Raw genomic sequence first — 13,050 nt, forward strand, 5'->3', positions numbered from 1 at the left:
CAGCGTCGTGCCGGGCCCGAAGTCGGCGTTCCTCTCCGGCGCGATGGAGCTCGCGCAGAGAGAGTCGGGCGCAGAGATTGACGTCGAGGGCGGCCCGCACATCCTCGCCGCCCTGCTGGCCGAGGACCTCCTCGACGAGCTCGTGCTCAGCGAATCCCCATTCCTCGACAGCCGGGGCGGCGCGCGGCTCATCCCCGAGACCTCCGGAAGCGAACCGGAATGGCGACGCCGCCTCCGCATCCTCTCCGCATTCAGCTCCGCTGACGGCGGCCTATACACCCGTTGGGCCGTGGACAAGGGGGACGCCCGTGGCGAGTAAGCGCGCCTTCTTCCGGACCGGTTCCGCCGCGGCCGGAGTTCTCGCGGCAGTTCTCGCGACCTCGGTCGCCGCCGGCTGCGCCCCGCTGCCGACCGCAGGGCCGCCCCTCGCGGTGAGTCGCAACGGCGCCGGTTCGGGCGGCGACGGCACGGCCATTCCGACGCCGGGCGAGGCTCCGAAGTCATGGTCCGATTCGCTCTCGCGGATTCCCGATTCGGCGAGCTTCTCTCCCTGCCCCGAGCTCGACAGTCCCGTCCCCGACGGGGTCACGAGGGAGTGCATGCCCTTCGACCCGGCCGGACAACTCGCCGGGCATGGGCAGCCCCTTTACGCGGCGTTGCTCACCTCGGATTCCGCGAACCGCTCGAAGCCACCGCTGGTGATCAGCTCCGGCCCCGATCGCCTGTTCTCGGCGGTCGTCGATTCGTGGGCACGGACCGTCGCGGACGGACTCTCGTGGCCGGTCCTCGTCGTCGAACCGCGGACACAGTTCCTCGGCCGCAAGACCTGCGATCCGGCCGTCGAAGAGGTCTCCGACACCGTGGCCGCCGAAGACGACGGTCCGGATTCGCCCACTGTCCGCGATTCCGTCGCCGCCCTGGCCCGCGGTTGCCAGGACGGCACCGGGGACATGCAGACCGATTTCGATGCCTCCGGGCACGCCGACGACCTCGCTTCCCTCGCGACGAAGCTCGGGCTCGAGCACATGGCGCTCGGCGGGACCGGTGCCGGCGCCTCGGCCGCCGCCCTATTCGCCACCGCACATCCCGAAGCCGTCGCGGCCTTCCTCGCGGATTCGCCGACCCCGTTCGGCGGGAAGCTTGAGGACACGGTCTCGGCTCGCGCTGAAGGATCGCAGATGGCGCTCGCCGCCTGGCTCGCCGATTGCCGCGCCAGCCGCTGCCTCGGCGACACCGCCCTCCCCGGCGGCTCGTCGGTCGACGTCAACACCGAAGAGCTCTCGGCGCGCGACGCCGCGGCCCTGCGCGTCGGTCGGGACGCCCTCTCCGGAGTCACCACGGCGAGCCCTTCTGAGCGCACCGATCTGTATCGGATCCTCGCGGGCGAGCTCACCGGCGGGTCGTCGAGCTCAACCGTCCCCGCCTCGGACGCCAACACCCGCGAGCTCTTCACCACCTGCCTCGACAATCCGGAGCGTCCTGCTGCGGATGCTCTGCCCGGTGTCCTGGACGATCTCGGTTCCCGCTTCCCCACATTCGGCCGCGAGGTCGGCGCCCGGGCGGCGCTGTGCTCGGACTGGCCCGTCGTGCAGTCCCCCGACTACGCGTTACCCGCAGTCCCCACTCTGGTCACGGGGACCACGGCCGGCGATCCGCTCGCCGGCAGCGACCCGGCGGGGGCGGGCTCGGCGGCGCTCACCGCCGCGGGCGCCGCGAGCGCGATACCGCTGCGCTACGGCGGATACGGATCGGTCGCGGTCGGGACGGGCCGCTGCATCGCCGACGGGGTGCAGGCCTTCCTCGACGATCCAGCCAAGGCCACGCCCACTGCCTGCCCGGCTTGACGGCACGCCGCCCGGGCACCGTGGATTAACCGGCCCCGGCTGTAGATTGATCCGCGTGCAAGCAGCAGTAACAGCAACCCCAGCGTGGCAGCGGACGCTCCAGTCCGTGCTCTGGCCGCTCGCTATTCTCACGATCATCCACCGGGTCGTCGTCAAGGCGGTCAACGGATCGGTCACCAACGATTTCGGCACGGTCTACGCCGCCACCCGCCGTTTCCTCGACGGCGGGCCGGTCTACGTCGAGAACCTCCTGGTCAGCGACCCGCATTACCTGTACTCACCGAGCGCGACCGTGCTGTTGTCGCCCTTCGGGATGATCGACATGTACACCTACGCGCGCTGGACGTTCATCGCGTTCAATTTCCTGTGCATCGTCGGCGCGGTCCTGCTGCTCCTCCGCTTGTTCAAGATCCCGCTCACCAGCTACGCGACACCGGCGGTCTTCCTCGGCGTCTTCCTCACGGAGTCGGTGACCAACACACTGGTGTTCACCAACATCAACGGGCTCATCTTCCTCTGCCAGGCGGCGTTCTTCGTGCTCCTGCACGAGCGGCGCCTCTGGCTCTCCGGCATCCCGCTCGGCCTGTCGCTGGCCATCAAGCCGATGCTCGCACCGCTACTCGTTCTGCCCCTGCTGCGCCGCCAGTGGCAGCCGTTCGTCATCTCCATCGCGATCCCCCTCGTGACCTTCACGTGGGGCTGGTGGGCCACCGCAGACGGTAAGTCGTACTTCGACGTCATCGGTCCGTACATGTCCGAGGTTCGCGACTACTACAACTCCTCCATCGCGGGCATCGGCGCCTACTTCGACGCCCCCGAGCCGCTCGTGCTCGCCGCCCGCGTCGTCGTCATCGCGCTCACCCTGGCGACCGTCTGGCTGCTCATGGGTTACCGGCACAACCACGAAGTGCTGTGGATGACGACGACGGCCGGCGTCGTCATGGCTGGTGTCTTCCTCGTCTCGACGCTGGGCCAGATGTACTACTCCATGCTCCTCATCCCGCTGCTGCTCACCGTCGTCCTCGAGGGTTCCTTCGTGCGCAATGCGTTCGCGTGGATCGCGGCGTACGGGTTCTTCACCATGGACGGCTGGGAGTCCTCGCGCTGGCCGTCCCTCGGCCGCGTCGCGGAGTACATGCACCCGACCATCGGCTGGCTGCTCATGCTCCTCACGGTGTTCGTCATCGCGGTATGGCGCTACACCGACCCGCGCCGGCACGATCGGATCACGCCCTCGGCCGTACCGCCGTCCAGGGCCGGGATCGGGACGACAGCCGGACAGAGCGCGAGCGTCCAGTAGCCGCCCCCATCCGCGTCCGGGCGTCTCGGCCCGGCGCGGGCGACGAGAGTATTCTCGCGCCCATGAGAAACGACGATATTTCCGTGACCCCCGAGTCCGCCGCCGCGGTGCAGCTCTCGGACGCCGAGTGGCGAGAGCGGCTCTCCCCTTCGGAGTACCGAGTGCTCCGCGAGGCCGGCACCGAGGCCCCGTTTACCGGTGAATACACCGACACGGAGACCACCGGCGTCTACCGTTGCCGCGCGTGCTCGGCCGAGCTATTCCGCAGCTCGGAGAAGTTCCACTCGCACTGCGGCTGGCCCTCGTTCTTCTCTCCCCTCGCCGGGGACACGATCATCGAGCGGACCGACACGTCCCTCGGCACCGTGCGCACCGAGGTGCTGTGCGCGAATTGCCACTCCCACCTCGGTCACGTTTTCGCAGGCGAAGGCTACGACACACCCACCGACCTGCGTTACTGCATCAACAGCATCTCGCTGACCCTCGAGCCTGCCGAGTAGCGGGCCGCGAAAGCGGGCAGCACATCGGGACTTGCCCGCCGTCACACGAGACGACAAGGGCCCGCCTGCCGATCCACTGGATCGGTGGGCGGGCCCTTTCGCTGGGAACTGGCCGACGGACGTTATGTCCGATTCGGCCTTGCCGCTACGGCAACTCGCCGACGAGCGCCTCGGGCTCGACGCGGGGGCCGGTGAAGAACGGGATCTCCTCGCGCACGTGGAGGCGCGCCTCCGTGGCGCGCATGGCCCGCATGAGGTCGACGATGCGGTCGAGCGCCGGCGCCTCGAAGGCGAGGATCCACTCGTAGTCGCCGAGCGTGAACGCCGGGACCGTGTTCGCTCGCACATCCGGGTAGTCCCGCGCAGCCTTGCCGTGCTCGGCAAGGATGCGGCGGCGGTCTTCATCCGGAAGCAGGTACCAGTCGTACGAGCGGACGAACGGGTACACGCTGATGTACGCGCCCGGATCCTCCTCCGCGAGGAACGCGGGGACGTGGGACTTGTTGAACTCGGCCGGGCGGTGCAGGGCCGCATTCGACCAGTACGTGTCCGAGACATTGCCGAGCAGCGTTTCCCGACGGAAGGCGTTGTAGAAGCTCTGCAGGTCCTCGATGTGCTCGCCGTGGATCCAGAACATGAAATCGGCCTCGGCGCGCAGCCCGGAGACGTTGTAGAAGCCGCGGACGACCACATCCGTCTCCGACTCCTCCCAGCGCTCGAGGAACGCGCTTAGATCGGCGGCGACTCGGTCGCGCTCCGGTCCGAGCTCGCCCGGCCGCACGGAAAAGGCCGAGAACATGAGGTAGCGGAGTGTCGAATTGAGCTTCTTATAGTCCAGGCGTGCCATGGGGCCCATCCTGCCACTGAGCGCCGAACGAGCGAGCGGCAGCCTCCGCCGAGGCAATGCAGGCCGGGACACCGACCCCGAGCACGGCGGCGCCGGCGAGTGCGACGGGCACGGGCAGGTCGAGGCAGTCTGCCGTCAGACCGGAGATGTATCCGCCATGCCTGGGACCGGGTACCGGCAGACCGCCGCGCCAGCGGGCCACGCGGGAGTGCGCGACGCGCGGTTCGATTCCCGCGATCTCGCCGATTTCGGAGGTGGCCAGGGCGGCGAGCTCGGCATCGCCCAGGTCGAGGGCCGCGGTGTCGCCAAGCCGGCCGAACGAAACCCGGAGGACGTGGCCTTCGCCCGCCGCGGTGCGATCGAGGTGCGACCACTTCCGCGAGGAAAGCGTGATCGCCTTGGCGGCCCGTCCAGCGTCGGCGGCGACGAGCACACCGGAGAGCTCCGGCACCTCGGTCCCCGGCTCAAGCTCGAGTGCCACGACGGCGCTCGACGAGTAGTCGAGTGAGCCGAACCGTTCGCCGAGTCCCGAACCGTTCCCCGATTCTGCGTCGAGCGGCGCGAGGACGGACGAAACGGCGTGGAACGGGAGCGCGGACACCACGGCGTCGACCTCGGCGAGCGGCTCGCCCTCGGGCGAGAGGATCCGAGCCGCCCGGTCGGCGGATCGGGGGCCCGTAGGTGGGCTCACCGCCCCCACGGGTGTGCGGAGCCGGATCGTGACGCCGGAGTCCCGGTCCGCCCGCGCGAGCGCGTCGACAAGCGCGGCGTAGCCACCTTCGAGCGTGCCGAACACCTGCCCCGACACCGCGGTCGACTTGATCTGCCGCACCGCCTCGACGAGACTCGCGCGGCCGGTCTCGGCGGCGGCGCAGTCGAGGACCGCGGCCAGCCCCGGGGCTACGGTACGCAGGCCGAGCCGCCGCGCGGGGGCCGCATATACGCCGCCCAGCAGCGGATCGACGAGGCGGTCGACCGCCTCGCGGCCGTACTGCGCCGCGACGAGATCCCCGACATTCGCGTCTCCGCCCGGCATCCACGCGGCAGGGCGCTCAGTCTCCGCAGCGATCGCGGCGATGACGGAATCGGGCAGGAGTCCGCCGAGCTCGTTCGGATCGCCTGGGATCCCGAAGACCTGCTGCTTCGGAAGCGAGTGCAGGTCGCCGTCGACATAGAGGGCGGGCGACGCCCCGGCGGGCTCGCGCTCAGCATCGGAGAGCCCGAGCTCGCGGACGAGGGCCCGCGCTTCCGGGCGGCGGACGACGAAGGCCTCGGCGCCGACGTCGAAGGGGTGGGAGCCGAGCTCGACGGTGTGGAGTTTCCCGCCGAGCTTCGCGCCCTGCTCGAACAGCTCAATCCGCGCGCCCGGGATGCCCTGCGCGCAGCGGAGTGCGGCGACGAGTCCGGCGATCCCTCCCCCGAGGACCGCGATCCTGGGCGACGCGCCGAGCATCAGTACGCCAGTCCCTCGCGGTACGAGTGGACGATGTCGACGACCCGGGCGAGCGCGTCCGGGTCGGTGCCGGGGAGTACTCCATGGCCGAGGTTGAAGACGTGGCCCGTGGCGCCCGAGGCGATGGCCCGGTTTCCGGCGCCGAGGATCTCGGCGGTCTTCGCCTCGAGGACGTCGGTGTCCGCGAGGAGTAGGGCGGGATCGAGGTTGCCCTGGAGGGTCTTGCCCGGGCCCACCCTGTTCTGCGCAACGTCGAGGGGCACTCGCCAGTCGACGCCCACGGTCGAGACGCCGAGCTGCGAGATGGACGGGAGCAGCTCTCCCGTGCCCACACCGAAATACGTGCGCGGGAGATCGGCGAGCGCCGGGTCGGCGAGGATCTCCCGGGAGTACGGGGCCACGTACCGCTCGAAATCGGAGCGGTCCAGGGCGCCGACCCACGAGTCGAAGAGCTGGACGGCGTCCGCGCCCGCGCCGACCTGGGCGCGGAGGAACTGCGTCGTCATCCCGGAGAGGGCCCGCATGAGCCGATCCCACAGCTCCGGCTCGGAGTGCATGAGCGATTTGGTGTGTTCGTGGTTCTTGCTGGGGCCGCCCTCGACCAGGTAGGAGGCGAGGGTGAAGGGAGCGCCGGCGAAGCCGATGAGCGCCTTCGCCGGATCGAGTTCCGCGCGAACGAGGCGGACGGCCTCTGCGACGGGCGCGAGAGCGTCCTCGGTGAGCTCCGGAAGTCGATCGACCGCCGCCGCGTCGCGCACCGGCTCGTCCATCACCGGGCCGACGCCTGCCTTGATGTCGACGCCGACGCCCGCTGCGTAGAGCGGGACGACGATGTCGGAGAAGAAGATCGCGGCGTCGACGCCGTAGCGGCGGACGGGCTGGAGGGTGATCTCGCAGGCGAGATCCGGCTGGAGGCAGGACTCGAGCATCGAGGTGGAACCGCGGGCCTCCTTGTACTCGGGGAGCGAGCGGCCGGCCTGTCGCATGAACCACACGGGTACGTGCCCGGCCCCACCCGTGAGCGATTCGACGATGTAGGGCTTCTCCGCGCCGATTGCCGAGGGATTCGTGTTCTCGCTGGGGCTCTCCGAGGTATTCATCGCTCACCATTGTGGCACCCGCTCCCGTGGACCGCCCAGCGGCGCGCCTCCCCCGCGGCCCGATCCTGTAGCCGTACTTTCTGGTATGTGACTTCGATGCCTACTTCGGACGCTCCGGAACTGTTTCGCGAGGCCGTGGAAGCGATGAACGCCGCCACGATTCGCCCGGAGCTCTCCGTCGCCCCGATCCGCCCGCCGCAGCGCCTCGCCGCGTACAGCTATGCGGTGGGGATCGAACTGCTGCACCCAGAGGCCGATACCGCCGGCGTCCCCGAGTTCTCCGAGGGCGACGCCTTCGGCCGGCTCATCCTGCTCCACGATCCCGCGGGAGACGACGCCTGGGACGGCTCGCTCCGGCTCGTCGCCTACATCCAGGCCGACGTCGACTCCGCGCTCGCCTCCGATCCCCTGCTCCCCCAGGTCGCCTGGTCCTGGCTTTCCGAGGCGCTCGAAGAGACCGAATCCGGATTCACAGCCCTCGGTGGAACTGTGACCTGCACGTCCTCGGTCCGCTACGGCGATATCTCCGGCCCGCCGCGCTCGCATCAGCTCGAGCTCCGCGCATCGTGGACCCCTCTCGACGCGTCGATCTCCGACCACGTCGTGGCGCTCGCCGGGGTGCTGGCCTCGGCGGCGGGCATGCTCCCCGAGGGCGTCGCCGACGCCACCGCACACCGCTTCGGCGCCTCCTCCGGGCAGCGGTGAGTCCCCGGCAGCCGCCCCACACCAGCGCGGTCCCCCGCGTCCTCGACCGGGTCGACGAGTTCGCCGACGTCGCCGCACGGGTCGATGCGGCACCGGGCGACCCGGCCGCAGACGCGTCCGCGATCATCTACGCCGACGTCGAGCGCGCGTCCTCGTACCGCTACGACGAACGCGCCTTCCTCATCCAGCTCCACGTCGCCGAGGGAATCGGCCCGTGGCTCGTCGACCCGGAGGCGGGCGGCGGGGACATCGGCGAGCTCGCCGGGGCACTGTCCCGCCACCCGGTCTGCCTCCACGCGTGCCGCGCGGACCTGCCCTCACTCCTCGAGCTGGGCATGGTGCCGAGTGCGCTCCACGACACCGAGATCGCCGCCAAGGTGCTGTCCACCGAGGGATTCAGCCTCGGCCACCTCGTGGAGAGCTACCTCGGCGTGCACATGGCTAAGGAATATTCCCGCGCGGACTGGTCGCGCCGCCCGCTTCCCGCGGCGTGGCTCGAGTACGCGCTCGAAGACGTCGTGTTCATGCCCGAGCTGCTGACGATGCTGCTCGAGGACACCGAGACCGTCCCCATCGACGTGCCCGACTACTACCCCGAGTCCCTCGCCGGCGAATCGCGGGCGCAGCTCTACGCCGAGCTGATGGAGCAGATGGTGCAATGGCGCCCCAACCCGCCGGGCAAGGACCGCTGGCGGCGACTGTCCAAGCTGTCGACGCTGCGCAGCCCCCGCGAATACGCCCGGGCCAGGGAGCTGTGGTCCGTGCGGGAGGAGATCGCAGCACGGGAGGACATCGCGCCGCACCGGATCGTGCGAGACGCCTCGATCGTCGAGGCCGCGCACCGCGACCCCCGTTCGTTCGACAAGCTCGCCGCGATCCGGGGGTTCGCCGATTCCGAGGTCAAGGGGGTCATCCCGCGTTTCGTCGCAGCGATCAAGGAAGCCGACGCCCTCGGGACCAAGCAACTGCCGCCACGGAAGGTGCCGCATACCGATACCCCTGATCGTCCCTCGCACCGGTTCTGGAAGACCAAGGCACCGGGCGCGAATGCGCTGCTCGGGGCCGCGCGCGAGCGGCTGGCCGAGGTGTCCGACATCGCGCGGATCGAGATGCAGACGCTCCTGTCCTCGGCGATGCTCCGCGAGTGGGTATGGGCCGCGGCGGGGACCAATGCGGCGACCACGCGAGGAGTCGATCCGCGCGAGGTCATCTCCACCAGCCTCTCGGCCGCGGGGGCATCTCCCTGGCAGATCCGCTTCGTGACGCCGGCTCTCCTCGGCGCCCTCGACGACGAGGGCATCGGCGGCGAGTAGCCCCCGCGCGGCGCCGACAAGGGGGCGGTTCGGCCCCGAACTAGCCGGTGCCCGACGCGCCGCGCGCCTCCGCGAGGGCGTTGCCGATGCGCTCGGCGAGCGCCAGGCCAGTGAGGCCGAGCTCGGCGAGCAGTTCCTCGCGGCCACCGTGGGGCACGAACTCCGCGGGAACGCCGAGCGTGAGCACCCGTGGGCGCGGCGAGAGCCCGCCGGCCGAGATCTCGTGGAGGACCGCGTCCCCGACTCCGCCGGCGACGATCCCGTCCTCGATGATCGCGACGACCTCGGGCCCGGCCACCGCGAGCTCGACGATCTCACCGCGCACGGGCAACACCCAGCGCGGATCGACGACCACGACCCGCTCCCCGCCGCAGCCGAGGATCCGGGCGGCATCGAGCGCGGGCCGGGCCATCGGCCCGATGGAGACGATGAGTACGGAGGCACCGGCGATGGCGGACTCTGCCGTCATCCTGGGCGGCTCGTCCTCTACATCTGTCTGTGACGCCGCCTCCGCGAGCGCGAGGACGTCGCAGCCCCCGACGCGAGCGAGAGCCGGAATCGGCTCCCCGACACGTCCCTTCGGGTACCGGACGATCTGCGGGCCTGTTTCCTCGCTCCGGTCGAGCTCCGCCGACAGCGCGTTCCGCTCGGAACCGAGCGCCTCGTCGAGCTCGGCGCGCATGCTCGGTTCGTCACGAGGGGCGGCGACGCGCATCCCGGGGACCATCGCCGAGAGCGCGAGGTCCCAGATGCCATGATGACTCGGACCGTCCGGCCCGGTGATCCCGGCACGGTCGAGCGCGATGGTCACGGGCGAACGGAGCAGGGCCACGTCCATGAGCAGCTGGTCCACGGCGCGGCCGAGGAATGTCGAATACAGCGCGACCACGGGGCGAATGCCGTGCATCGACAGCCCCGAGGCCATCGCGAGGGCATGGGCTTCGGCGATCCCGACGTCGATGACGCGCTCGGGGTGCCGCTCGGCGAGCGGGGCGAGCCCGGTCGGCCCCGGCATCGCCGCGGTGACCGCGACGAGCGACGGGTCGCGCTCCGCCGCGGAGGCAATGGACTCGCCGAATACGGCGGTCCACGTCCGCCCGCCCGAGTCGTCCGGGGAACCGCTCGCCTCGCCGCTTTCCGGGTCGATAGGCCCCACCGAGTGCATGCGCTGGGACTCGTCCGCCTCGGCGGGCGCGTATCCGCGTCCTTTCCCCGTGAGCACGTGGACGAGGGTCACCCGGCCCGTGGCCTTTGCCGCGCGGAGTTCCTCTTCTAGCGCGGGGATGTCGTGCCCGTCAACTGGGCCGCGATAGTCGAGTCCGAGGGCCGCGGCGATGCGCGCGGCGCGGTTCGGGCCGGCGGTGATGCCTCCGACCGTCGGCGAATACGAGCGGCCGTTGTCGTTGATCACCACGACCACGCGTCTGCCCGGGCGAGCGGCGAGGTTGTTGAGCCCCTCCCAGGAGGGTCCGCCCGTGAGCGCCCCGTCGCCGATCACCGCGGCGACGGCGGCCGGCCGACCTTCGAGCCGAATGACCTCGGCGAGGCCGTCGGCGTAGGCGAGGGACATCGACGCGTGCGAGGATTCGGCGACGTCGTGGGGGCTCTCGGCCCGCGCCGGGTAGCCGGACATTCCGCCGCGAGCGCGCAGCGTGGCGAAGTCCGCGGCTCGCCCGGTGAGGATCTTGTGGACGTAGGACTGGTGCCCGGTGTCGAAAACGATGGGTTCGGTCGGCGAATCGAACACGCGGTGCAGTGCGATGCTCAGTTCCACTACCCCGAGGTTGGGGCCGAGGTGCCCGCCCCGCGCGGATACCGTCTCGACGAGGAAACGGCGGATTTCTGCGGCGAGTTCCGACAGTTCCGCCTCGGCGAGCGCGCGGACGTCGGCCGGGCCGGAGATCTCCACCACGCGCCCCGTTCCGCCGCTCGAATCCACTCCCAGGCCTCCGCTGAATCGCCCTGCGTTTCCGCTGGTGTCCTACTGTCCTTCCGCTGCCGCCGCTCTCGCCATCCGGGCTCGTCGCCCGACCGCGCGGCACCGGCACGAGTCTACTGTCGCCGTGCAGTCCCCTAGCCGCGCCCGGGGCCGACGAGGTGCGCCACCGCCTCGGCGTGGTGCGTCCCGGGGAACGCGTCGATCCCCTCGATCGATTCGATCCGGAACCCGGCGTCGACGAAATCGCCGACGTCGCGGGAGAAGGCCGCGATATCGCAGCCGATGTGCAGCACCCGGGCGGGAGCCGCCGCCGAGATGCGACGTACCACCTCTGCGCCGAGGCCCGCGCGCGGAGGATCGGTGATCACGAGATCCGGGAGCACGTCCCCTCCCTCGTCGAGCCACCGCGCGACGTCGGCGCGGATCATCTCGAGGGGCGCGCGGTGGCGCCGCGCGGCGTCTTCTCCCGCCGTGACGGCGGACGGCGAGGCCTCTACAGATGTCACGATCGCCCGGCCATCGGAAAGAGCTGCCGAATCGAGTGCCGCCGAGCCGAGGGTTCCGGCTCCGCCGTAGAGGTCCCATACTCGGAGTTCGGAGCCTCGCCGCGATTCGAACAGCGCGGATACCGCCCGGCGGGTGTGTGTCGCATACGCCGCGGGGGCATGGCGGTGGGGCTGCCAGAAGTCGCCGGCTGCGACCTCCCAGCCCCACACCGGAAGCAGTTCGTGTGGGAGCTCTCTGCGCGCGAGCTCGGGGATTTCCAGCGCCGCGGCGGCCCGGCCCGTTTCGCCGGGAAGCGAGTCGAGCGCGCGCCAGTACGAGGTGCGGGCGGCGTGCGCGCGGCGGCTCTGCGCGGCGCCGCGGCCCCGATTCCGCGCGTTTCGTCGGCCTCCCCGGCGGTCGCGGCCCCGGCCGCCGCGGGTTCCATCGCCGCTTCGGCTCCGCGCTTCGGCCTCGCTCGACTGCTCTCCCGGGCGCCACTGAGCGGCGACGCTGCCGTCTGCGCCCTCGGCGAGTGCGATCTCGGCGCCCGCCGGAATACCGATCCCCTCGAGCTCGGCGACAGCAGCGAGGATCTCGTTACCTACCTGCGAGCACCTCTCGGCGATGACGTCGTGGGCGCCGGCCCTGCGCACGCCGATGGTCCCGTTCTCCCCGGCGTGCCACCGCGCGACGGTCCTCCACCCGCGCATCGCGGCCCGGTCCCCGGATTCGTCCGTTACACCCCGTCCGAGCCCGACAACCGAAGCCGGATCACGCACCTCTACGCCACCGAGGAGCTCGGCGAACTCCTCGCCCCGGAGGCGTCCGACGCGCTGCAGCTGTTCACGCAGAACGTCCGCCTTTATCTCCCGTTCCCGTTCCACCGTGGTGATGGACAGGTCACAGCAGCCCGCTCCGGCTGAAGCAGCCGCGCAGTCGGCCGGCAGACGATCAGAAGACGGTTCGAGGAAGGAGAGCAGCTCCGCGCGCGCGAAGCGGGTCCGGGCCTCGGTGATCCGCGCCTCGACGAGCTCACCAGGCAGTGCGCCATTCACGAAAACCACTCGCCCGGACCCGCGCCCGACGCCCTCCCCGCCGTGCGCGACGGATTCGATGCGCACCGCGGTGACATCGCCGGACTTTCCGGCCGTGCCGGCCGTGCCGGAATTGTCGGCCTCCCCGCCGTCGCCGCCGGCGCTCATGCCTCGTCTCCCGTCGCTCGATCCCGCACGGTCTTCTCAGCCTCCTCGGTCGGGGCGACGTCCCCGGGGAGCGCGGGATCGGCGGCCGCCAGGCCACTGGGATCTCCGCCGTCATCCAGGCTGGACATCTTCCACGGCACGGAGGTGACCATGACGCCCGGCTCTTGGAGGAGGCGCCGCGTGAGTCTGCGCGCGGACTGGTTGTGCAGCGCCCTCTCCCACCAATTCTCCTCGACGAACTCGGGGATGTAGATCGCCACGACGTCACGCGGGTTCTGCGCGCGCACGCGGCGCACGTACTCGATGACCGGCCGGTTGAGGTCCCGGTACGGGGACTCGATGACCTTGAGTGGCACCTTGG

10 protein-coding genes and 2 pseudogenes are annotated in these 13,050 nt (G+C 70.8%); 6 read left to right on the forward strand and 6 right to left on the reverse strand.

Annotation, left to right across the window (positions count from 1 at the left end; all coding sequences use genetic code 11):
• The 4 genes and pseudogenes from V7E05_RS08970 to msrB form a co-directional block, all read left to right on the forward strand.
• Positions 1-319, forward strand: a pseudogene (locus V7E05_RS08970) (hypothetical protein); the annotation flags it as partial.
• A complete protein-coding gene (locus tag V7E05_RS08975; protein ID WP_333619318.1) occupies positions 309-1,844 on the forward strand; it encodes a hypothetical protein in 1,536 nt (511 codons plus the stop codon). The pseudogene V7E05_RS08970 and the gene V7E05_RS08975, both read left to right, overlap by 11 nt.
• Positions 1,845-1,899: 55 nt before the next feature.
• Entirely contained in the window at positions 1,900-3,144 is a 1,245-nt protein-coding gene (locus V7E05_RS08980) for a glycosyltransferase family 87 protein (RefSeq protein WP_333619319.1), read from the forward strand.
• A gap of 62 nt (positions 3,145-3,206) precedes the next feature.
• Positions 3,207-3,644 carry a peptide-methionine (R)-S-oxide reductase MsrB gene (msrB, locus tag V7E05_RS08985; protein WP_333619320.1) on the forward strand — a complete coding sequence of 146 codons (438 nt, stop codon included), beginning with the start codon at positions 3,207-3,209 and terminating at the stop codon, positions 3,642-3,644.
• A 145-nt stretch (positions 3,645-3,789) separates the two neighbouring features.
• Here msrB and hemQ read toward each other — a convergent pair whose 3' ends face one another.
• From hemQ to hemE, 3 genes are read right to left on the reverse strand one after another with little or no spacing between them, the layout of a single operon-like run.
• Positions 3,790-4,491: a hydrogen peroxide-dependent heme synthase gene (gene hemQ, locus V7E05_RS08990; protein ID WP_333619321.1), complete on the reverse strand. Its 702-nt coding sequence runs from the start codon at positions 4,489-4,491 to the stop codon at positions 3,790-3,792.
• A complete protein-coding gene (locus V7E05_RS08995; protein WP_333619322.1) occupies positions 4,472-5,944 on the reverse strand; it encodes an FAD-dependent oxidoreductase in 1,473 nt (490 codons plus the stop codon). Before V7E05_RS08995 ends, hemQ begins: the two co-directional genes overlap by 20 nt.
• Positions 5,944-7,044 carry a uroporphyrinogen decarboxylase gene (gene hemE, locus V7E05_RS09000; protein ID WP_333619323.1) on the reverse strand — a complete coding sequence of 367 codons (1,101 nt, stop codon included), beginning with the start codon at positions 7,042-7,044 and terminating at the stop codon, positions 5,944-5,946. The genes V7E05_RS08995 and hemE overlap by 1 nt, the downstream gene beginning before the upstream one ends.
• A 96-nt stretch (positions 7,045-7,140) precedes the next feature.
• Between hemE and V7E05_RS09005 the strand changes: the two genes are divergently transcribed.
• Both V7E05_RS09005 and V7E05_RS09010 read left to right on the forward strand, forming a co-directional pair.
• A complete protein-coding gene (locus V7E05_RS09005; protein WP_333619328.1) occupies positions 7,141-7,749 on the forward strand; it encodes a DUF3000 domain-containing protein in 609 nt (202 codons plus the stop codon).
• Positions 7,746-9,062 (forward strand): HRDC domain-containing protein, encoded by a 1,317-nt coding sequence (locus tag V7E05_RS09010; RefSeq protein ID WP_333619324.1) that lies wholly within the window; start codon positions 7,746-7,748, stop codon positions 9,060-9,062. The genes V7E05_RS09005 and V7E05_RS09010 overlap by 4 nt, the downstream gene beginning before the upstream one ends.
• A 40-nt stretch (positions 9,063-9,102) precedes the next feature.
• On the opposite strand, the gene V7E05_RS09015 is transcribed toward V7E05_RS09010, so the two are convergent.
• From V7E05_RS09015 to V7E05_RS09025, 3 genes and pseudogenes are all read right to left on the reverse strand, one after another.
• Complete coding sequence (locus V7E05_RS09015; RefSeq protein ID WP_333619325.1) at positions 9,103-11,001, reverse strand: 1-deoxy-D-xylulose-5-phosphate synthase; 1,899 nt, start codon at positions 10,999-11,001, stop codon at positions 9,103-9,105.
• 134 nt (positions 11,002-11,135) lie between these two features.
• Complete coding sequence (locus V7E05_RS09020; RefSeq protein WP_333619326.1) at positions 11,136-12,689, reverse strand: class I SAM-dependent RNA methyltransferase; 1,554 nt, start codon at positions 12,687-12,689, stop codon at positions 11,136-11,138.
• Positions 12,686-13,050: pseudogene (locus V7E05_RS09025) on the reverse strand (hypothetical protein); the annotation flags it as partial. The pseudogene V7E05_RS09025 and the gene V7E05_RS09020, both read right to left, overlap by 4 nt.

The sequence above is a fragment of the Dietzia sp. genome, assembly GCF_036741115.1.
Taxonomy (GTDB): domain Bacteria; phylum Actinomycetota; class Actinomycetes; order Mycobacteriales; family Mycobacteriaceae; genus Dietzia.